At 57.1% G+C, this 20333-nt stretch carries 16 protein-coding genes; 8 read left to right on the forward strand and 8 right to left on the reverse strand.

Annotated features, from left to right (window positions below; translation table 11 throughout):
• Positions 1–157: 157 nt before the first annotated feature.
• Complete coding sequence (locus AP059_RS02210) at positions 158–1288, forward strand: hypothetical protein (protein ID WP_059761711.1); 1131 nt, start codon at positions 158–160, stop codon at positions 1286–1288.
• 62 nt (positions 1289–1350) lie between these two features.
• Here the strand turns inward: AP059_RS02210 and AP059_RS02215 are convergent, their stop codons facing one another.
• Positions 1351–3288 carry a RecQ family ATP-dependent DNA helicase gene (locus AP059_RS02215; RefSeq protein ID WP_059761712.1) on the reverse strand — a complete coding sequence of 646 codons (1938 nt, stop codon included), beginning with the start codon at positions 3286–3288 and terminating at the stop codon, positions 1351–1353.
• 258 nt (positions 3289–3546) lie between these two features.
• On the opposite strand from AP059_RS02215, the gene AP059_RS02220 reads away from it, so the two are divergent.
• Positions 3547–3897: a DUF1493 family protein gene (locus tag AP059_RS02220; RefSeq protein ID WP_059761713.1), complete on the forward strand. Its 351-nt coding sequence runs from the start codon at positions 3547–3549 to the stop codon at positions 3895–3897.
• Positions 3898–3987: 90 nt separating this feature from the next.
• Here the strand turns inward: AP059_RS02220 and AP059_RS02225 are convergent, their stop codons facing one another.
• Both AP059_RS02225 and hslO read right to left on the reverse strand, forming a co-directional pair.
• Positions 3988–5529: a phosphoenolpyruvate carboxykinase gene (locus AP059_RS02225; RefSeq protein WP_059761714.1), complete on the reverse strand. Its 1542-nt coding sequence runs from the start codon at positions 5527–5529 to the stop codon at positions 3988–3990.
• Positions 5530–5708: 179 nt separating this feature from the next.
• On the reverse strand, positions 5709–6611 hold the full coding sequence (gene hslO / locus AP059_RS02230; protein ID WP_059761715.1) for an Hsp33 family molecular chaperone HslO: 903 nt from the start codon (positions 6609–6611) through the stop codon (positions 5709–5711).
• A 100-nt stretch (positions 6612–6711) separates the two neighbouring features.
• Between hslO and AP059_RS02235 the strand changes: the two genes are divergently transcribed.
• On the forward strand, positions 6712–7509 hold the full coding sequence (locus tag AP059_RS02235) for a phosphatase PAP2 family protein (protein ID WP_059761716.1): 798 nt from the start codon (positions 6712–6714) through the stop codon (positions 7507–7509).
• 43 nt (positions 7510–7552) lie between these two features.
• Here AP059_RS02235 and AP059_RS02240 read toward each other — a convergent pair whose 3' ends face one another.
• Positions 7553–7960, reverse strand: coding sequence for an RNA-binding S4 domain-containing protein (locus AP059_RS02240; protein WP_059761717.1), 408 nt, complete (start codon positions 7958–7960; stop codon positions 7553–7555).
• 395 nt (positions 7961–8355) lie between these two features.
• Here AP059_RS02240 and rimB point away from each other — a divergent pair, with 395 nt between their 5' ends.
• Together rimB and rimK are read left to right on the forward strand one after the other, a co-directional pair.
• Complete coding sequence (rimB, locus tag AP059_RS02245) at positions 8356–8838, forward strand: retropepsin-like aspartic endopeptidase RimB (protein ID WP_059761718.1); 483 nt, start codon at positions 8356–8358, stop codon at positions 8836–8838.
• Positions 8835–9740, forward strand: a complete 906-nt coding sequence (gene rimK, locus AP059_RS02250; protein WP_048364596.1) for a 30S ribosomal protein S6--L-glutamate ligase — start codon at positions 8835–8837, stop codon at positions 9738–9740. The genes rimB and rimK overlap by 4 nt, the downstream gene beginning before the upstream one ends.
• A 165-nt stretch (positions 9741–9905) precedes the next feature.
• Here rimK and AP059_RS02255 read toward each other — a convergent pair whose 3' ends face one another.
• A complete protein-coding gene (locus tag AP059_RS02255) occupies positions 9906–11219 on the reverse strand; it encodes an ATP-binding protein (RefSeq protein ID WP_059761719.1) in 1314 nt (437 codons plus the stop codon).
• A gap of 110 nt (positions 11220–11329) precedes the next feature.
• Positions 11330–12070, reverse strand: a complete 741-nt coding sequence (gene ompR / locus AP059_RS02260) for an osmolarity response regulator transcription factor OmpR (protein ID WP_048400671.1) — start codon at positions 12068–12070, stop codon at positions 11330–11332.
• A gap of 358 nt (positions 12071–12428) precedes the next feature.
• Between ompR and AP059_RS02265 the strand changes: the two genes are divergently transcribed.
• From AP059_RS02265 to gshA, 3 genes are all read left to right on the forward strand, one after another.
• Complete coding sequence (locus AP059_RS02265; RefSeq protein WP_059761720.1) at positions 12429–14750, forward strand: Tex family protein; 2322 nt, start codon at positions 12429–12431, stop codon at positions 14748–14750.
• The gene (locus tag AP059_RS02270; protein ID WP_059761721.1) at positions 14750–15130 is read left to right on the forward strand and encodes a PaaI family thioesterase; all 381 of its coding nucleotides are present in this window, start codon (positions 14750–14752) and stop codon (positions 15128–15130) included. Before AP059_RS02265 ends, AP059_RS02270 begins: the two co-directional genes overlap by 1 nt.
• 198 nt (positions 15131–15328) lie before the next feature.
• Positions 15329–16912 carry a glutamate--cysteine ligase gene (gshA, locus tag AP059_RS02275; RefSeq protein ID WP_059761722.1) on the forward strand — a complete coding sequence of 528 codons (1584 nt, stop codon included), beginning with the start codon at positions 15329–15331 and terminating at the stop codon, positions 16910–16912.
• 243 nt (positions 16913–17155) lie between these two features.
• Here the strand turns inward: gshA and AP059_RS02280 are convergent, their stop codons facing one another.
• Positions 17156–18193: a hypothetical protein gene (locus tag AP059_RS02280; RefSeq protein ID WP_059761723.1), complete on the reverse strand. Its 1038-nt coding sequence runs from the start codon at positions 18191–18193 to the stop codon at positions 17156–17158.
• A gap of 739 nt (positions 18194–18932) precedes the next feature.
• Entirely contained in the window at positions 18933–20231 is a 1299-nt protein-coding gene (argA, locus tag AP059_RS02285) for an amino-acid N-acetyltransferase (protein WP_048364602.1), read from the reverse strand.
• Positions 20232–20333: the final 102 nt, after the last annotated feature.

The following is a 20333-nucleotide window of genomic DNA, read 5'->3' on the forward strand; positions in this document are numbered from 1 at the left end:
CTTTACGGCCGCTTCGCGCCCGATCGCAGCCTCGTGTTACTCGTCAGCGACTACAGGCCTCATTGGAATCGCTTCCCGTAGCGGTAACTTCTCCTGCTGATACGCGATTTTGCCGACAGTTACCTTGTGTTCTCTCCAATGAACGCAAGGATTTATCGTGACTACAGTAACTGTTTACTTCTGCGGCACCGGCTCCACCAAGTTCGACGCCACCCATGAAAACTATTGGAATGGCGAGCTGATTTCGACACTGGCCGCCCACAGCACAGGCCGTGAATTTGCCGAATGGATCGTCGTCGACGGCCCAGGCAGCGGCAACTTGCAAGCCGATGAGATGTTCGTGCAGAACAAGGAATACGGCATGACCGGCAGCCTGTTCGGCAAAGGCTGGGAAGAGAACGTCAAGCACGCGTTGAGCATTCTCAAAGGCAAGTGTGAATGGCAACGCGAGAAACTCACCGAAGCCGAATACAACCGCCTCAAAGCGGCCGGCATTCCCATCGAAGATGTGACCGTGACCGGTTCGTGGATGTGGCGCAAATACGATTACGGCAACCGCGCCGTGACCCAGCAACAGTTGCAAGAGCAGCTGATCAAAACCTTCCGCAAGGACGGCGTGATTCCGACCCAGGTCAACCTGGTGGGCTGGAGCCGTGGCGCGGTGAGCTGCCATATGCTGGCCAACGCCATGCTCAATGACAATGAGCTGAAAAACATCCCGGTCAATATCTTCGCTGTGGACCCGGTGCCAGGCCCGATGAACTTCCAGAATGCACGGGTTGAACTGGGTAAAAACGTTCAGGAGTACGTAGGCTTTTTTGCTCGTGATGAACGCTCTAAAGGGTTTTCTTGCGTCGTTCCAGAAACTGCCTCCAACACTCGCGTACACATTTACCCAATGGCCGGGCGTCACGCCACTTTGGTGGGCAACGCAGCGGCTGATGGCGATAAAGGTGCGAAAGTGCTGGCTGCGCCGGGTGTGGTGGTGCGTCACTTCGCTGAAATGTGCCTGACCCGTTGGGGCGTGACTCTGGACAAGCGCTTGAGCCTGTCAGCGGCAGATCTGGAAACCCAGCACAAAGCCATCGTGAGCGACGACGCGAAATACGCAGCGATGCACAAGTACTCCTACACCAAGATCACCGAGTCGGAGAAAAACGAACGTTACGCCTCGCTGGGCAGTAAAGGCATCGCCTTTAGCGCCATCAAAGGCGCTCCGTATGTGCCGCCAGCCGGTCTGTCACAGAGCCTGGCCTACAACCCGGTAACCTACAAAGACATCGTTTGATGTAACGCGCTAACGCCAGCCCCCAAGCAAGGGGGCTGGCTTTTTGTGCGTGATCGTTGGGTTTACATGGCCTGCAAATGCACCGCCGCCCAGTCACGCACCGCTGCGTAGGGGTAGTTTTCCAACACGGCAAAACCAGGAATCGCCCGGGCTTTCATCTTGGTGAACATCGGCACACTGATGCCGCACAAGAATCGGGTCACCCGTTCAGCCGGGGGATAACTTCCCGCGTACTCCTGGTGCCTGTGGATAAACGCGCCGCACAGGGCTTCGAAGTTTTTATCCACAAGCGGCGCCAGCGCGGGAGGCTCAGGCAGTTGCGCCACGTGGCCTGCGCACACCGAACAATGCCCGCACTGTTGCGGTGCCTGCGCGTCGCCAAAGTAATGCGCCAGGCGATAGCTCAGGCAGGTATCGCTGGCAAACAAGGCCAGCATCGCGTGAATGCGCTCGATCTCGCCCTGCTCATGGGCCGTGAAGTAGCGATGCAACTCAACGCTCAAGGCGTCCACGTCAACGTCGCTCACCAGCAGGCTGTAGACCTCTGTCATCTGCTTGCTTTCAAGCTCGATCCAGCCTTTCTCCTGGAAATAATCCAGGGCCTTGACCACCCGATTACGCTCTGCCTGATGCTGTGCATAAAGCGCGTCGAAATTGACCGTCGCCCACGTACGGGCACGGCTGGACGTCTGGATAATGGCGCTCACGAAATCCCGGCGTTCGCCCTCAAACCTGGCCAACAGCGCGTCTGGCTCGATCAGGTATTTGAAACGGTACTCGGCAAAATAGGCGTAACGCGGCGCAATCAGGCCACGCAGTTCCAGTTGCACCAACAAGGTTTTGAGCGGTAGCTGACGAATATTGCTCTGATCGGCCAAAGGCAAGAGCATGAATTCCCACTCCCCTTGGGCGATGGCCGCCTTCAATTCTTCCAATACACAGCGAATGCCTTGCAGCTCCGGCGTGTCGCCGTACACAAAGTTCTCCAGCACGTTCAGGCTGTCGCGATTGGCCAGCACCAGGCAGTCCGAAGGCTGGCCGTCACGCCCGGCCCGACCGATCTCCTGACTGTAGTTTTCGACCGACTTGGGCAAGTCAAAATGCACCACGTTGCGAATGTCGCTCTTATCGATCCCCATGCCAAAGGCGATGGTGGCGACGATGCAGTTCAGTTGCCCGCCCATGAACTGGCGCTGAATGCTTTCGCGTTGATCGTGGGGCAAACCTGCGTGGTAGGCATTGGCACTGATGCCGTGCTGGTTGAGGTGTTGCGCGATCTGTTCGGCGGTCTTTTGCAGCGTGACGTAAACAATGCTCGGCTGGCCGCTGCGCTCGCCCATCCACTGCACCAGACGCTGGCGCTTGGCGGCACCGGTCACGGGTTCAACCCACAGATTAAGGTTGGCGCGGTAAAAACCGGTGGTGATGACATCCGCCTCGGCAATGGCGAATTTGGCCTGCATGTCAGCGATCACATTCGGCGTCGCCGTAGCCGTTAGCAGTAAGGCTTGAGGGATGTTGAACTGGCGCTGGTAGTCCGGCAGCTTCAAATAGTCCGGACGGAAGTTATGGCCCCATTCGGAAATACAATGCGCTTCATCCACCACCAGCAGAGACAGGGGTACTTGCTGCAAAAAATGTCGGAAGCGCTCGTTTTTCAGGCGCTCGACCGAAATCATCAGAATCTTCAACTCCCCCGCCTTGGCACGGGCCATGACCGAATTGGCCTCGTCGCGGCTCTGCGCCGAATCAATACTGGCGGCGGCAATGCCGTGGCGCTGCAAAAACGCCAGTTGATCCTGCATCAGCGCCAGCAATGGCGACACCACCAGCGTCAGGTGGGGCAGCAATAAAGCAGGCAGTTGATAGCACAACGACTTGCCTGAGCCGGTGGGGAAAATCGCCGCCGCCGAACGCCCGGCCAGCACAGCGCTGATCGCCGCTTCCTGGCCCGCTCTGAACTGTGGATAACCGAATACCTGTTCCAGGGTGTTGTACATGACTGTCACTCCATTGACCGTTGCACAGCGCAAAAGGCTAGCGCGCAGATCGAGAAAAGGTCGCGGGTAAATTGAGTGGGGATGATACAGGGTCGGCTGCCATTCTTCGGGCATTGAGAGCGGTGTAGCTGCGCGAGGCTGCGGCCCTCTCCCGGTGCTCCGGTTTACGGCCGCTTCGCGCCCGATAGCAGCCTCGTGCCTCGACAGCGGCTACGCGACTGCGCTGTACTGGGCGCATTCTGTTAAGGACTCGTGCCCATGAAACTCGCCTCTGACCTCCCGGACTCTCACACCCTGCGCGAATTGATGCAGGTGCTGCACGAAGAAATCGGCCTGCCAGAACACAAGACCGTCAGCCTGAAGACCTCGATCAACATCGACCTGGCGTGCAACGGCAGCGATGCCCAGCACTTGATGGAAACCCTGGAGCAGCACTTCGGCCTGGAACTGGCCGACTACGATGCCTATCGCTATTTTCAACCGGCCGGCAACGACCCGCACCTCAAGCGCAATGCCAAAGGCCGGGAACGCAAAGTGCCATTGACGATTGGCATGCTGTACGAGGCGATCAGGGCCGGGTATTGGGATACACAAACACTGGAAGCCTGAATACCCGCGCAAGAGCTGCATCAATCTTCAGGTACAAAAAAGCCGCCCTTTCAGGCGGCTTTTTCATGGATCAGCTCACTGATCGAAGGCTTATGCCTTCGGGCCAGCCGCTTTGATCGCGTCGCTCACGTCGAACTTCTTGAAGTTCTCGGTGAACAGGCCAGCCAATGCTTTGGCGGCTTCATCGTAGGCAGCCGGGTCAGCCCAAGTGTTGCGCGGGTTGAGCAGAACAGTGTCCACGCCCGGTACGGTTTTTGGCACGTCCAGGTTGATGATGTCCAGGTGCTCGGTTTCTGCGCCGATCAGCGCACCGCTCTGGATGGCAGCGATCACAGCACGGGTGGTCGGGATGTTGAAACGCTTGCCAACGCCGTAGCCACCGCCGGTCCAGCCGGTGTTAACCAGGTAAACCTTGGAGCCGAAACCACGGATGCGCTTGATCAGCAGCTCTGCGTATTCGCCCGCCGGACGCGGGAAGAATGGCGCGCCGAAGCAGGTGGAGAAGGTCGACTTGATGCCGCTGCCCGAACCCATTTCAGTCGAACCCACCAGTGCGGTGTAGCCAGACAGGAAGTGGTAAGCCGCTTGTTCTTCGCTGAGGATCGACACCGGTGGCAGTACGCCGGTCAGGTCGCAAGTCAGGAAGATCACAGCGTTTGGCTCGCCACCCAGGTTCAGCGGGGCGCGTTTTTCGATCAGCTCACGCGGGTAAGCGGCGCGGCTGTTCTGCGTCAGGCTGTCATCGGCGTAATCAGGTTTTTTGTTGGCGTCGAGTACGACGTTTTCCAGCACGGCGCCGTGCTGGATGGCTTTCCAGATAACCGGCTCGTTTTTCTCGGACAGGTCGATGCACTTGGCATAGCAACCGCCTTCGATGTTGAACACGACGCCTACGCCCCAGCCGTGTTCGTCGTCACCGATCAGGTAACGGCTTTCATCCGCCGACAGGGTGGTTTTACCGGTGCCCGACAGGCCGAAGAACAGGGTCACGTCGCCCTCTTCGCCCATGTTGGCCGCACAGTGCATCGGCAGAACGTCAACCGCTGGCAGCAGGAAGTTCTGAACCGAGAACAGGGCTTTTTTCATTTCGCCGGCATAACGCATGCCCGCGATCAGGACTTTTTTGGCTGCAAAGTTGATGATCACGCAACCGTCGGAGTGGGTGCCATCACGCTCAGGCTCGCACACGAAGTTCGGTGCGTTGATCACTTGCCACTCGTCTTTGCCGGCCGGGTTGTACTGCTCGGGGTTGATGAACAGGCAACGGCCAAACAAGTTGTGCCACGCGGTTTCGGTGGTCATTTTGACGGGCAGGTAGTGCGCCGGATCAGAGCCTACATGAACGTGGGACACGAAACGCTCACGCTCGCCCAGATAGGCAGAAACGCGGTCCCACAGGGCATCGAACTTGTCAGCCGGGAACTTGCGGTTGATCGGGCCCCAGGCAATGGCGTCCTGAGTGCTCGGCTCTTCAACGATAAAGCGGTCAGCTGGCGAACGGCCTGTGCGATGGCCCGTTTTAACAACCAGTGCGCCATTGTCGGCAAGCTCACCTTCACCACGGTTCAGGGCTTCTTTGACCAGATCGTCGATGCTCAGATCGGTGTACACGGCGTTATTAGCTTGCGTCATGAGGTTCCCCGTCGGCCATTGGCCGATTGCGCCAAACGTTTTGTAGTAGAAATTTTTGCACTACTACCGCGAAAAAAGTGGGCCGGATTATGCCAGAAACGCCCAAAAAAAGTAGGGTCCACCTGTCAGAACCGCGTTGTACGGGGCTTTGACAGGGGTTTTACCTGCGCTGAAACGTTTTAGTGCTGAGTGCCGGAAGGCGACTCAACCCCTGCACCGGCGAACAATTGATCAACATCGGCCGCGTCAAACAGATAGCGCTCATTGCAAAACTGGCAGTCGATTTCGACATGGCCGCCGTATTCCTTGACCAGATTGAGCGCGTCGTCATGGCCCAAACTGGTCAGCGCATTGCCCGAACGCTCGCGCGAGCAGCTGCACTGGAATTCAATGCGCTCGTCAGCGAATACGCGCAAGTCTTCCTCGTGAAACAAACTCGTCAGGATCTTTTTGTTGTTCCACCCCAACAGCTCTCCGACTTTCAGGGTGTCGCCCAGAATATTCAGGCGCTGCCAGCTTTCGGCGCGCGCCTCTTCATCGTTGATCACCTCGGCAGGCAGTTGCTGCAAGAGCATGCCGCGCGCGCGTTTACCGTCAGCCGCCAGCCAAAAACGCGTTGGCACCTGATGCGACATCACAAAATAGTGGGTGAAACAGGCTGACAAGTCTGCACCGTCAAGATCGACGATGCCTTGATAGCGTTTGCCAACCGCAGGATCGATGGTCAGGGCCAACACACCGTTGGGCATCAGGTCGGCCAAGGTGGCATCCGCCTTGATCTGGTCGGCTTCAAAACGGGCCAGACCGCGAATTTCACGCTCGCTGGTGATTTCGATCATCAGCAAGGGAACCGGGCCTTCGGAGCGCGCCTGAAGACTCATTAACCCATCAAATTTCAAGCTGCCCACTAACAACGCAGCGGCGGCCATCAACTCACCCAGCAACTGTTGAACCGGCTGCGGATACGTGTGCTTGGCCAGTACCTCGGCGTAGCTGTGATCCAGCGAAGCCAACTCGCCACGGGTGTCGGAGTTGTCGAAGATGAAGCGCTGAGTGAAGTCGGTTTTAGGTAGATCTGACATAGGAATAGGGTTCTAAATTGGTGACAAAATGTGTTCGAGTCTTTATAAAGGCGCGTTTTTAGCACCGGTATGGTGCAAAAACCAGCCAAGGGGGCACGTCATGAACAATCCCACTCTGTTCCAAACAAGGTGGAACCTCGGAGCCCTAGCGGGATGTAATTTACTCGCTCTGGGACTTCTGTGTTTCTGGTTATGGCCATTCGGCCAAATTCTGTGCCTGACTTTCGACGACTGGTTGTTCCATCTGCTCAATCGCCCATTGGCTGATAACCCTATATGGCTCCACATGTGGGCTGTTGCAAGTCTGCGACCCTTTGACGCAGTGGTCGGCATCATCATGTTGTCGCTGCTGATCAAGGGCAACTGGGTGTTTGAAGCCACCCAGGTGCGTCGCGCCTTCTTTGGCTTTTTGGCGATTCTGTTGCTGTTGGTGGTGATTCGCGCGGTATTTTCCAAGCTCACAGCCGCTATGGGCTGGCAGCACAACAGCCCCTCGATGGTGTTTGAAGACGCTATTCACTTGAGCGATTACTTCCCGGGCCTGGAAAAGACCTGGGAACTCAAAGACCGCTCCAGCCAGAGCTTTCCCGGCGACCATGCCTCTGTGCTGCTGATCTGGGGCATGTTCATGACTGTGTTCAGCCGCACCCCAGGTCAGAAGGTCGTGATTTGGGGCCTGACGCTGCTGTTTATGATGCCGCGCCTGGTGGCGGGCGCCCATTGGGGCCAGGACGACTACATCGGCGGGCTGCTGCTGGCTTTCCTCGCCTTGGGCTGGGGCTATTACACCCCGTTTGCAGCCAAGGTTTCTGACGCACTGATGCGCGTTACAGCACCGATTTTCTCGCTGTTGCAACGCCTGCCGCTGGTGTCGCGCATGAGCGTGATCCGCGGCTAGGCAACCCGCTTCAGTTGCCTGAATCCGTCACCGTCAGGCGGATTTACTCGGCGCCACTGGCATCATGAAATTGATGCAGTTGGCGCCGTTGTTTTTTGGTCGGTTTACCTTCGGTGCTGATACCCATCGCACCCGCCTTGCGCAACGCGGCTGCCTGTTCGCGTTTGGCGATACTCTGCTCCGTTTCGGCATACAGCAGTTGCGCTTCGGGGGCACCACGGCGCACCACAGACAGCGCCTTGACGTGCACGGTACGCTCTTCAAGGCCGACACGGATTTGCAGCTCATCGCCAACTCGCGGCTCTTTGCTCGGCTTGCAGCGCTCACCCCGGCAATGCACCTTGCCGCTTTCAATCGCCGCCTTGGCCAACGCACGAGTCTTGTAAAAACGCGCCGCCCATAGCCATTTATCCAGACGGATCTTGTCGTCGTCCTCTTGCTTGTGCGCCATTGGAATTCCTCTACATAGACAGAGTCAGAACTGTACTACCGTTTCAGGTAAATAGATGAACCTGGCATCGCACACGCCATGCCGAGCGATGAAACACTTGAACGCGAGATAACAGTCGCCATTTGAAGCAGTTTCTGCGTGAATACCGCACATTCGGCGTCTAAACGACCCGTGATGATGCACGCGACCAGCACATGTTCGCGGGCTTGTCATGGCGGGTTCTAAATTGATCGTTAGAGTGCTTGTCGAAAGTATCAAACGCGTCGGTAAAAGGGATTTTCTGGGCGAGTGTAGAAAGTTTCTGATGCAGGCTCTTGGGTTCGCCAGCCCTGCATAGAAAGCATTGGCCCCAGCTCCTGCTGCGGCCTGGTCACGTTAATCGCTGGTTATTCATATTGAAGACATTTGATCATCTGACCGTTGTTGGTCTTCGCGAGTGGGTGGCGCTCCCAGATTTGGGCGTCGCAGGCTTGCGCGCCAAAATCGACACCGGTGCCAGTACCTCCAGCCTGCACGCCACTGAAATCGAGCCGTTTGAGCGCGACGGTGTCGAGTGGGTACGGTTCAATGCCCATCTGGGCACGCTGGTGCAACTGCGTCACCGCCGTTGCGAAGCCCCGTTGGTGGCGATAAAAACCATTAAAAGCTCCAATGGCCATACCCAAGTACGGTATGTGATCCGCACCAGCCTCGCGCTGGGCGATCGGGTCTGGCAGGTTGAATTCACCCTGGCCTGCCGCAAGTCCATGCGTTATCGCCTTTTGTTGGGTTCCAAAGCGCTGATCGACGGCCAACTGGTCGTCAATCCGGGGCTCAAATACGTTCAAGACAAGCCGGTATTTCCGGTCACTACTACCTTTGCCACAGGTGTTGCATGAAGATCGCTGTGCTGTCGCGTAACCCGCGTCTGTATTCCACTCGTCGTCTGGTTGAAGCCGGGACTGAACGAGGCCATGAAATGGTAGTGATCGATACCCTGCGCGCCTATATGAACATCGCCAGTCATAAGCCGCAGATCCACTATCGCGGCAAGCCGCTGGAAGGTTTCGACGCAGTTATCCCGCGTATTGGCGCTTCGGTGACGTTTTACGGCTGCGCGGTGCTGCGCCAGTTCGAAATGATGGGGGTGTTCCCGCTTAACGAATCCGTCGCCATCGCCCGTTCGCGGGACAAGCTGCGCTCCCTGCAATTATTGTCCCGTCGTGGCCTGGGCTTGCCGGTGACCGGGTTCGCGCACTCCCCGGATGACATTCCCGACTTGATTGAAATGGTCAATGGCGCGCCACTGGTGATCAAAGTGCTGGAAGGCACGCAAGGCATTGGGGTGGTGCTGTGTGAAACCGCCACGGCCGCAGAATCCGTGATCGAGGCCTTCATGGGCCTCAAGCAAAACATCATGGTGCAGGAGTACATCAAGGAAGCCGGAGGCGCCGATATTCGCTGCTTCGTGGTAGGCGACAAGGTGATTGCCGCGATGAAGCGTCAGGCCAAGCCGGGGGAGTTTCGCTCCAACCTGCATCGGGGTGGCAGCGCCAGCCTGATCAAAATCACCCCGGAAGAACGCATGACCGCCATTCGTGCGGCCAAGGTCATGGGGTTGAGTGTGGCGGGGGTGGATATTTTGCGTTCCAACCACGGCCCGTTGGTGCTGGAGGTCAACTCCTCACCGGGCCTTGAGGGCATCGAAACGACCACGGGTAAGAACGTGGCCGGAATCATCATCGAGCATCTGGAGAAGAACAGCGGCCCGAACATGACGCGCACCAAAGGCAAAGGCTAAACAAGCCCGTAGGCACTGACGAGTAATGCGAGGCTGTGATCGGCGCCAGAGCCGTCGTAAACCCTACGATCACGGTGTTTCACAAACATCGCCGTGATCCGATTTGCGACCGATCGCAGCCTCGCGCCTCGCCAGCGCCTACCTTGCAGCCGCCCGGCGCAATCCTTACACCGCTCCGCGCGGCAGCATCAGGCCCAACGGCAGGCGAACCCTGGCTTCAAGGCCGCCGCCCGAGCGGTTGCGCAACTCAACATTGCCACCGTGCATGGAGGCAATTCGCTTGACGATTGCCAAGCCCAGCCCCGTCCCTTTACCGCCCCGTGCCCGATCCCCGCGGATAAACGGATTGAAGATGTCTTCAAGCTCCGAAGGATCAATACCGGCACCCCGGTCCATCACGCTCAGCACCACATACGGCGCGCTGACGTCACCCGACACATAGGCGGCCACTTCAACGTCTTCACCCGCATGGTGCAGGGCGTTGCCAATGAGGTTGTTGAGCAGACGCTTCATTGATACCCGACGCAGCGGAAACGGCTGAATCGGCTGCAAACAAAGACGCACACGCTCCTCGTTCTGGTTGTAGGGCGCCACCACTTCGCGCACCAGCTCACACAGGTCCACCTCTTCGACCAGCTCGTCACGGCCATCGCGGATAAAAGCCAGGAACTGATCAAGTATCGCGTCCATGTCTTCAATGTCTCGCACCATGTCGTCCGTCAGGTCGCTGTGGTTGCCCATCAGCTCCAGCGACAAACGCAAACGCGTCAGCGGCGTACGCAGGTCGTGGGACACGCCTGCCAGCATCAGCTCACGCTCGCGGCCTGCCTGCTCCACGTCTTCAGCCATTTGGTTGAAGGCGCTGTACACCTCGGTCATTTCGCTGGGTGTGTCACTGATCGGCAAGCGCACACTGCGCCCCTGACCTAACTGGCGAGCTGCGTAAACCAGTCGTTTGAGCGGTTGGTTGAGCTGACTGACGAAGATCCATGCCGACGCTGTGGACAACAACCCAATGGCCAAAAACCAGCCCAGCACACTCCATATTTTTTGCCCGCGTAGCGGGTGCGGATACAAAGGGACTTTCAGCCAGCCATCGCCCAGGCTCGGCGCTCGTACCCACAGCGCCGGAGGAGAATGCACACGCAAGCGAACCTCGGTATCAGCTCCCAGCTCTGCCTGCATCTGACGCTGATAAACACCACTGTAGGGCCAATGTTGTTCACCCTCGGGGACACCGCCGCCCACTACACGGATCAACCCGGCCGCGTCGGCAATTTTGTCGCGATCTTCTTCATCTGCCGCCCAATAGGCACGTAAGGTGAGTGCAACACCGTGACTGTACTGACGATCAACCAACACGTCTTCGTTCATCAGCAGGTAGACCAGCGTCAGAGCCTTGGAAAACAAGACAACGATCAATACCAACCAGAGGGTGCGAGAGAAAAAACTTTGGGGAAACCAGAGAGGGGTTTTCATAGATTGCTGCTTTTGCAGTTTGCAGGAGCGAGTTCAGATACTCGCACAAAGGGGATTGCGAGCCACTCAGGTGTTGATAACCCGCGTGGCCCGCTCCTACAAATGGTTCATCACTTGGTCGCGTTACCGTCCGGTACGAACACATAACCTACGCCCCAGACCGTCTGGATATAGCGCGGTTTGGAAGGATCAGGCTCGATCATGCGGCGCAGACGGGAAATTTGAACGTCGATTGAACGCTCAAGCGCATCCCACTCACGGCCACGGGCCAGGTTCATCAGTTTGTCGCGCGTCAACGGTTCGCGGGCATGCATGACCAAGGCTTTGAGTACCGCAAACTCACCGGTGGTGAGCATGTGCACTTCATCGCCACGCTTGAGTTCGCGGGTGGCCAGCGACAACTCGTAATCACCGAACGTGACACTCTCGTCTTCGCTGCCGGGAGCGCCCGGTACGGGGGCTGCCTGGCGCCGCAAGACGGCTTTGACACGCGCCATCAGCTCATCCGGGTTGAACGGCTTGGCCAGATAATCGTCAGCGCCCAGTTCAAGGCCCTTGATACGGCTCAGCTCGTCGCCCTTGGCGGTCAGCATGATGATCGGGACGCGATTGCCGGCAGCGCGCAAACGTCGACACGCAGACAAGCCGTCTTCGCCAGGCAGCATCAAGTCCAGTACCACAAGGTTGAACACCTCACGGGCCAACAGGCGATCCATTTGCTCGACGTTCGGCACCGCGCGGGCACGATAGCCCTTACTGGTGAAAAAACGTTCGAGCAGGCTGCTTAGGCCCGGGTCGTCGTCAACGATGAGAATTTTTTCGCCTTCAGCAGTTTGTGCAGTGCTGCTCATTAGATGCTCCTGTGATCTCGGCGCGCATTATGGCTTAGCTGCTGTTATACGCATCGTGTGCATTGTTAGCAGATTTTTCCTTCACAGCCAGTACACAGATCATAGCGGGCGCAGCTTGCAGTCCCCTGAATCCGGGAACGCTGGTTATAATGCGCCGCCTTTTGTGTCAGGCAACCTCGTATTTTCAAAGTTTGCGGCCGAATTTATTTTTTCAATACGTGCCGTAATTTGCTGACTTCACGGGTCAACAGGCTGCCCTTTTGGCCCAGGCAGCGGCGTTTAACGAGCCGCTCAACCAGCCTCGCAAGCCTTCAAGCCCGGGCATGCGAGCCTGCATCACAATTTGTCAGGTGGTTTTATGGACAGCATCAACAGCCGCATCGCCGAAGAACTTGGCGTGCGCCCGCAGCAGGTCGAAGCGGCCGTCGCTCTTCTGGATGAAGGTTCCACCGTTCCCTTCATCTCCCGTTACCGTAAAGAAGTGACCGGCAGCCTGGATGACACCCAACTTCGTCATCTGGAAGAACGCCTGCGCTACCTGCGTGAACTCGACGAACGGCGCATCAGCATCCTCGCCAGCATCGAAGAACAAGGCAAGTTGACGCCAGAACTGGCCCGTGACATCAAGCTGGCCGACACCAAAACCCGCCTTGAAGACTTGTACCTGCCGTACAAGCAAAAACGCCGCACCAAGGGCCAAATCGCCCTGGAAGCGGGCCTTGGCGAATTGGCTGACGGCCTGTTCAATAATCCAGACCTGAGCCCCGAGGCCGAAGCTGCCCGTTTCATCGACGCCGAAAAAGGCGTGGCAGACGTCAAGGCCGCCCTCGATGGCGCCAAATACATCCTCATGGAGCGCTTCGCAGAAGACGCCACCCTGCTGGACAAACTGCGCAGCTTTCTCAAACAAGAAGCCACCCTCAGTGCCCGCGTCATTGCCGGCAAAGAAGAGGAAGGCGCCAAGTTCCGCGATTATTTCGAACACGACGAACCGCTCAAAAGCATGCCGTCGCACCGCGCGCTGGCGATTTTTCGCGGTCGCAACGAAGGCATTCTCAGCTCTTCGCTTAAAGTCGGCGAAGAACTGCCGGGCAGCATGCACCCCGGCGAAATGATGATTGCCGAACGTTTCGGCCTGCAAAACCAGAACCGCCCGGCGGACAAATGGTTGAGCGAAGTGGTGCGCTGGACGTGGAAGGTCAAGCTTTACACCCACCTCGAAACCGACCTGCTGGGTGAGCTGCGCGACGGCGCCGAGACCGAAGCCATCAACGTGTTTGCGCACAACCTGCACGATTTGCTCCTGGCCGCACCGGCTGGCCCGCGTGCCACGCTGGGGCTGGACCCGGGCCTGCGCACCGGTTGCAAAATTGCCGTGGTCGATGCCACCGGCAAGTTGCTCGAATACGCCACCGTGTACCCGCATGTGCCGCACAACAAGTGGGACCAGACGATTTCGATCCTCGCGGCTCTGTGCGCCAAGCATTCGGTGGAACTGATCGCCATCGGTAACGGCACGGCCAGCCGCGAAAGCGACAAACTGATCATCGACCTGATCAAAAAATACCCGGCGCTGAAAGTCACCAAAGTCATGGTGTCCGAGGCTGGCGCATCGGTGTACTCGGCGTCCGAGCTGGCCGCCAAGGAATTCCCGGACCTGGACGTGTCGATCCGTGGCGCCGTGTCGATTGCGCGTCGCCTGCAAGACCCGCTGGCTGAACTGGTGAAAATCGACCCTAAATCCATTGGCGTAGGCCAATACCAGCACGACGTGTCCCAGCTCAAGCTGGCGCGCGGCCTGGATGCGGTGGTCGAAGACTGCGTAAACGCCGTGGGCGTGGACGTAAACACCGCTTCGGTGGCCCTGCTGGCCCGTATTTCCGGCTTAAACGCCACGTTGGCGCAAAACATCGTGAATCACCGCGATGAAAATGGCGCGTTTAAAACCCGTGCAGCACTGAAAAAAGTCAGCCGTCTGGGCGAAAAAACTTTCGAGCAAGCTGCTGGTTTCTTACGTGTAATGAACGGTGACAACCCGTTGGACCGCTCGGCGGTTCACCCCGAAGCGTATCCACTGGTCAAACGTATCGCCGGCGACACAGAACGCGATATTCGCTCGCTGATCGGCGACGCAGGCTTTCTCAAACGTCTTGATCCAAAAAAATTCACTGACGAAACCTTTGGCTTGCCAACGGTCACCGACATCCTGCAAGAGCTGGAAAAACCGGGCCGCGATCCGCGTCCCGAGTTCAAGACCGCCGAGTTCCAGGAAGGCGTCGAAGACCTCAAGGACTTGCAGCTGGGCATGATGCTGGAAGGCGTGGTCACCAACGTGACCAACTTCGGTGCCTTCGTCGACATCGGCGTGCATCAGGACGGTTTGGTGCACATCTCGGCGCTGTCCGAGAAGTTCATCAAAGACCCGCGTGAAGCGGTGAAAGCCGGTGACGTGGTCAAGGTCAAAGTGATGGAAATCGACATCCCGCGCAAACGCGTGGGCCTGTCGATGCGCATGAGCGACACCCCCGGCGAGAAAATCGACGGCGCACGCGGCGCACGTCCGGGTTCCTCCGGGCGTCAGCCAAATACCGCGCCGCGTAAAGAAACCGTGACCCCGGCCCCTTCCAATAACGCGATGGCCTCGCTGTTCGCCAACGCCAAGCCGTTGAAGAAACGCTGATGCAGATCCCGACCGGGCTAACCCAAAGCGCTTTCAGTGAACTGATCGGCTGTCGCGTGGTGCAACTGGATGAAGGGCTGGCGCATGTCGCACTGAGTCTGGAACCGCACCTGCGCAATCGTGGCGGCAAGCTGCATGGCGGGGTGATATTCAGCCTGGTCGATATCAGCATGGGGCTGGCCTGCTCCAGCGCCCAGGGTGACCAACAAAGCGTCACTCTGGAGTGCAAAATCAACTACATCCGGGCGGTGTCCGACGGCGAAGTGCTGTGTATCGCCAAGGTCATCCACCCCGGTCGTCGCACGCTGGTCGTCGAAGCTGACGTGCTGCAAGGCGACAAGCTGGTCGCAAAAGCACTAGGCACATTCGCTGTCCTGTAGCGGTTACCGGTCGATTTGAGTTAATTTCGGCACTGCATACGCGGTGCCGAAATGCGCCTGGAGCGCCTGGGGCCGAAACACGGACGGGGCTGAGCGCTACTTTTTAAAGCCAGGCGACCACGCCGGCTTCAACTTCACCCTTGTAGACCGTCCTGACCACCCCCATATTGGGGCGACTGACGCGTGAAGGAATCCAACTTGAGCCAACTTCTCAACCGCCGCCTGGCTCTGCTCAGCGAGCGCGCTAACCTCACTCTGCTGGAGCAGTGTCTGCACGGGATCGAGCGCGAATGCTTGCGCGTCACCGGCGATGCCCGCCTGGCACAGACGCCGCACCCCGAAGAACTGGGTTCGGCCCTGACCAACGATCAAATCACCACCGACTATTCCGAGTCGCTGCTGGAGTTCATCACCCCGGCCCTGCCTGACCCGGCGGACACGCTGGCCAGCCTCGACAAGATTCACCGCTTTGCCTACAGCAAGCTCGGCAACGAGTTCCTGTGGAGCCCTTCGATGCCGTGCCCATTGCCGGCCGAAGCGGATATTCCGATTGCCTACTACGGCACCTCCAACATCGGACAGCTCAAGTACGTTTATCGCAAGGGCTTGGCCCTGCGTTACGGCAAAACCATGCAATGCATTGCCGGGATTCACTACAACTTCTCGCTGCCCGAGGCGTTGTGGCCGGTGCTCAAAGAGGCTGATGGCTTTGTGGGCACCGACCGCGATTACCAGTCCAGCGCTTACATCGCGCTGATTCGTAACTTTCGTCGTTACAACTGGTTGCTGATGTACCTGTTCGGCGCGTCACCGGCGCTGGACGCAGGCTTCTTGCGCGGCCGTGCGCACCAGCTGGAACAACTGGATGCCGACACGCTTTACCTGCCCTATGCCACCAGCCTGCGCATGAGCGACCTGGGTTACCAGAGCAATGCCCAAGCGGGCCTGACGCCCTGCTACAACGATCTCAACAGCTACACCGACAGCCTGCGTAAAGCTGTAGCCACGCCCTACGCACCGTACGTCGAAATCGGCACACATCAGGATGGCGAGTGGGTGCAGCTGAACACCAACATCCTGCAAATTGAAAACGAGTACTACTCCAACATCCGCCCAAAACGCGTGACCTACAGCGGCGAGCGCCCGATTCAGGCGCTGGTAGCCCGCGGTGTGCAATACGTTGAAGTGCGATTGCTGGACATCAACCCGTTCCTGCCGGTAGGCATTGATCTGCCCGAGGCACGCTTTCTGGACGCCTTCTTGCTGTACTGCGCGCTGCAAGAAAGCCCGCAGTTCAACAGCCCGGAATGTGGCAGTTGCACGTCCAACTTCATGAGTGTGGTCAAAGAAGGTCGCCGCCCGGGCCTGCAATTGCAGCGCGACGGCGAAGCGGTCGACATGAAGGCATGGGCAGCCGAATTGCTGGAGCAGATCGCGCCATTGGCCGCGTTGCTGGATCAAAGTCATGGTGGCGATGCGCACAGCAAAGCCCTGGACGAGCAATTGGCCAAAATCAAAGACGTGTCCCTGACCCCGTCGGCCAAAGTATTGGCCAGCATGATTGAGCGCAAAGAAAGCTTTGCCCAATTCTCCATGCGCCAAAGCCAGGCTCACGCCGAGTATTTCCGCAGTGAAGCACTGAGCCCGGAAGACCAGGCGGCATTCGAAGAAAAAGCCCGCACATCACTGCTCGAACAAACTGAAATTGAGCAGACTGAAGAAGGCGATTTCGACCTGTTCGTAGCTTCCTACCAAGCCAGTATTTTGGCGATCAGTAACTAAGGCGGCGTGGCGGCCACAGGGGTTCCATCCGGGACGCTCTGTAGCCGCCGACAAGGCTTGCGTCGATCCGACGCTTTACAGCGCCTTTTCAAAGATCTTGGAGTTGCGCTGGAAGTTGTAAAGCGACGCTCGCTCCCCCAAAACCACTCAACGCAGCGCTGAATGCACTGAATACTTTAAAATAGCGATTTATAATGATATCCATCGAAAGTGACTGGCAATTGACTCGTAAGTCGCTGTAAGTTATTTATTTGAACCACTCATCTTCGCAGCCGCTATTTTTCCTTCGGGCGTTAATATTGGATAAAGTTGCGCCCACGTCAAATTCCACTCTTTGTCGCAATCATTGCCGGTGGCAGGACTGCTGACGAGTAAGCCTTGCCGTGTAATGACCATTTCGTAAGTATCGTACGAGTCAAGAGCAGGGCAATTTTTTAAGTTGTCTGTGATAGCGTATAAAAGATTGGTCAATTTCTTTGGAAGTTTGACAGTACCTGAATAAGGTGTCTTCCACAGATATTTGGTATTGACCCAGGCCCATGGATCAACTCTATCCCCTGTTTTTAAATCCCATGTGTGACTTGCCCAGGATACGCCTGACCTTCCAGTATCGACAGACCACTGATTAAAATTCAGACTGAGATAATCAGAAGACCAAAATTGTGGCGTAATTGAAGCCTCGCTTGTTTCGATACTTCCATTGCTACCCAGAGAAGGTTTTAGCTCCAACTCAAACGCTTTAATTGTTTTTAGGGGGTGGATTAGATCATAGATATCTTTATTTATTTTATCTGTCACAGCGTTTTTTTCGGTGAGAGAAAATAGCGGCACGCCATTTTTTTTATAGTAATTATAAACATGCCCTTGATACTCTATTGTCGGCATCGAACGTGAGGTCGCTAGTTTCCCGGCAAAAGCGACACTCGAGCAAGAATCGTACAACGCTGAATTATTTACTCTTTTAAGACTGACGACTTGTTCAGTTTTAGCCAAGGTATTTTCATAGCGCACAAGAAGATGAGTTACTGACCTCTTGGTACCGCTCAACGTTTCAATTTTTTTGTCTTTCGCGGAAAACACATCATCAATTGCGATGAGTCGAATAGGCGCTTTAAACTCATCCGAATAATACACACCCTTTAACTCTTCGGATTCATTAAAGCAAACAGCGATACTAGCCCCCCCTATACTCCCAGCCCACGCCCCTGACAACTCATTCAGCGCGGCATTAGCAGTCGCGCAGTAGAGCGATATTACGACAACCCCATATAAATTTTTCACGAGCCCTCCTTATATTTTTATACATTGTTGTACTGGCTTAGTATTTAAAGTTCACTTAGGGACGGACCTGTATTATGCCGAACAATGTGATTAATTCTCGTGTGCATTTTGAGGCAGGCTGGGTTATAGCATTGCGGGCAGGCAAATGCGTTTTCAATCAAGTGCCGATTGAGGTAAAGCCCTCTGTCCAGATCTCCGTTGCCTAAAACTTCCTTTGGGGCTGGCCATATGATGCTTTCCTATGGGGAGAGCGTCGCACATTATCGGCATAACAAACTGAACGAAATCAGCCCAGTCCGGAGTTTGTGTAGGGCACTGGATTTATAGTCGAGTGCATTTTATAAAGCACGGGTTGAGATACACGCACGCAAAAGCGCAGCCTCCTACGCAAACTACGGCAATAGACCACTTCAGGGTTTAAACGTCGGCTTACTGTAGAACGCCGCTGAAATAAACAGCGGCCGGGCGGCCTGAGAAACCGAGAAAGAATAGCGACCTGAGCGACACCGCCCCCACGATAGATGGCGTTTTTATGTACCCGCTAACCGTGTTAGGCGGCTGTGCAAGGGAAGCATTTGGCCTGCCGGGGTAATTGACTATTTGTGCTTGCGAGCGTTTTAGGGAAGGCAGTTGATAGTTGCGATCTATATATCCGGTGCGCAGGCTTTACGACTGCTGCGCCACCGGACTCAGCCTCGTGCCTCGTCAGCGCCGACGAGGCTTGCGTCGATCCGGCTCTTTACAGCGCCTTTTCAAAGATTTTGGAGTTGCGCTGGAAGTTATAGAGCGACGCTCGCGCCGCCGGTAAACGCTCGACGCTGCTCGGCTCGAAACCACGTTCGCGGAACCAGTGGGCCGTGCGCGTGGTTAATACGAACAGGGTTTTGAGGCCCTGTGCCCGCGCCCGTTGTTCGATGCGCTCAAGCAGTTCATCCCCCCGGCGGCCATGTCGGTATTCCGGGTTCACTGCCAGGCACGCCAGTTCGCCCGCGTCCGAGTCGGCAATCTGATACAGCGCCGCGCAGGCGATGATCATGCCTTCGCGCTCAACCACGCTGAACTGCTCAATCTCACGCTCCAGCACTTCGCGCGAACGACGCACCAAAATCCCCTGCTCTTCCAGCGGGCTGATCAGGTCGAGCAAGCCACCGACGTCTTCAATCGCCGCTTCGCGGATCTTTTCGAATTGCTCCTGCGCAACCAGCGTGCCACCACCGTTGCGGGTGAACAGTTCGGTCAGCAATGCGCCGTCTTCGGCGTAGCTGACGATGTGGCTGCGGGCTACGCCGCCACGGCAGGCTTCGGCGGCGGCTTCCAGCAGTTCGGCCTGGTAATCGCTGCCCAGGCGCAGCATGTGTGCAGGCACTTGTTGCGGGCGCAGCTCACGCACCAGGTGACCGTCTTCGTCGAGCAAGCCCGGTTCGGCGCCGAACAACAGCAATTTGTCCGCACTCAAATCGATGGCCGCGCGCGTGGCCACGTCTTCGCAGGCCAAATTGAAAATCTCCCCGGTCGGCGAATACCCCAGGGGGGACAGCAGCACGATTGAGCGCTCGTCGAGCAGGCGATTAATGCCCTTGCGGTCCACCCGCCGCACTTCGCCGGTGTGGTGATAGTCCACGCCGTCAAGTACGCCAATCGGGCGCGCGGTCACCAAGTTGCCACTGGCCACCCGCAGACGCGAGCCTTGCATCGGCGAGGAGGCCATGTCCATCGACAGGCGCGCTTCGATGGCAATGCGTAAATGGCCTACGGCGTCGATCACACATTCCAGCGTCGGCGCATCCGTAATGCGCATGCCTTCGTGGTAATGCGGTGTCAGGCCACGGGCTTGCAGGCGGTGTTCGATTTGCGGGCGCGAGCCGTGAACCAGCACCAGCCGCACGCCCAGGCTGTGCAGCAGCACCAGGTCGTGAACGATGTTGCCGAAATTGGGGTGTTCAACGCCATCGCCAGGCAGCATGACGACGAAGGTGCAATCGCGGTGGGCATTGATGTAAGGGGACGCGTGACGTAGCCAGTTAACGTAATCGGGCATAACCGAAGCCTGTAGAAAAGTGAGTCGCCTAAAAAGGGCTGAACAGCAAACGCACAACGGGCTGGTAGTTATCGTCGAAACAATGGCGACACGCGTGCTCTC

Source organism: Pseudomonas sp. TAA207, from assembly GCF_001529285.1.
In the GTDB taxonomy this organism is placed as follows: Bacteria; Pseudomonadota; Gammaproteobacteria; order Pseudomonadales; family Pseudomonadaceae; genus Aquipseudomonas; species Aquipseudomonas weihenstephanensis.

What these genes read in the sequence shown, in the direction of transcription:
- AP059_RS02215 (WP_059761712.1), bottom strand. Translation starts at nt 3,288, where the DNA reads ATGTACAACACCCTGGAACAGGTATTCGGTTATCCACAGTTCAGAGCG.
- AP059_RS02220 (WP_059761713.1), top strand. Translation starts at nt 3,547, where the DNA reads ATGAAACTCGCCTCTGACCTCCCGGACTCTCACACCCTGCGCGAATTG.
- AP059_RS02225 (WP_059761714.1), bottom strand. Translation starts at nt 5,529, where the DNA reads ATGACGCAAGCTAATAACGCCGTGTACACCGATCTGAGCATCGACGAT.
- hslO (WP_059761715.1), bottom strand. Translation starts at nt 6,611, where the DNA reads ATGTCAGATCTACCTAAAACCGACTTCACTCAGCGCTTCATCTTCGAC.
- AP059_RS02235 (WP_059761716.1), top strand. Translation starts at nt 6,712, where the DNA reads ATGAACAATCCCACTCTGTTCCAAACAAGGTGGAACCTCGGAGCCCTA.
- AP059_RS02240 (WP_059761717.1), bottom strand. Translation starts at nt 7,960, where the DNA reads ATGGCGCACAAGCAAGAGGACGACGACAAGATCCGTCTGGATAAATGG.
- rimK (WP_048364596.1), top strand. Translation starts at nt 8,835, where the DNA reads ATGAAGATCGCTGTGCTGTCGCGTAACCCGCGTCTGTATTCCACTCGT.
- AP059_RS02255 (WP_059761719.1), bottom strand. Translation starts at nt 11,219, where the DNA reads ATGAAAACCCCTCTCTGGTTTCCCCAAAGTTTTTTCTCTCGCACCCTC.
- ompR (WP_048400671.1), bottom strand. Translation starts at nt 12,070, where the DNA reads ATGAGCAGCACTGCACAAACTGCTGAAGGCGAAAAAATTCTCATCGTT.
- AP059_RS02265 (WP_059761720.1), top strand. Translation starts at nt 12,429, where the DNA reads ATGGACAGCATCAACAGCCGCATCGCCGAAGAACTTGGCGTGCGCCCG.
- AP059_RS02270 (WP_059761721.1), top strand. Translation starts at nt 14,750, where the DNA reads ATGCAGATCCCGACCGGGCTAACCCAAAGCGCTTTCAGTGAACTGATC.
- argA (WP_048364602.1), bottom strand. Translation starts at nt 20,231, where the DNA reads ATGCCCGATTACGTTAACTGGCTACGTCACGCGTCCCCTTACATCAAT.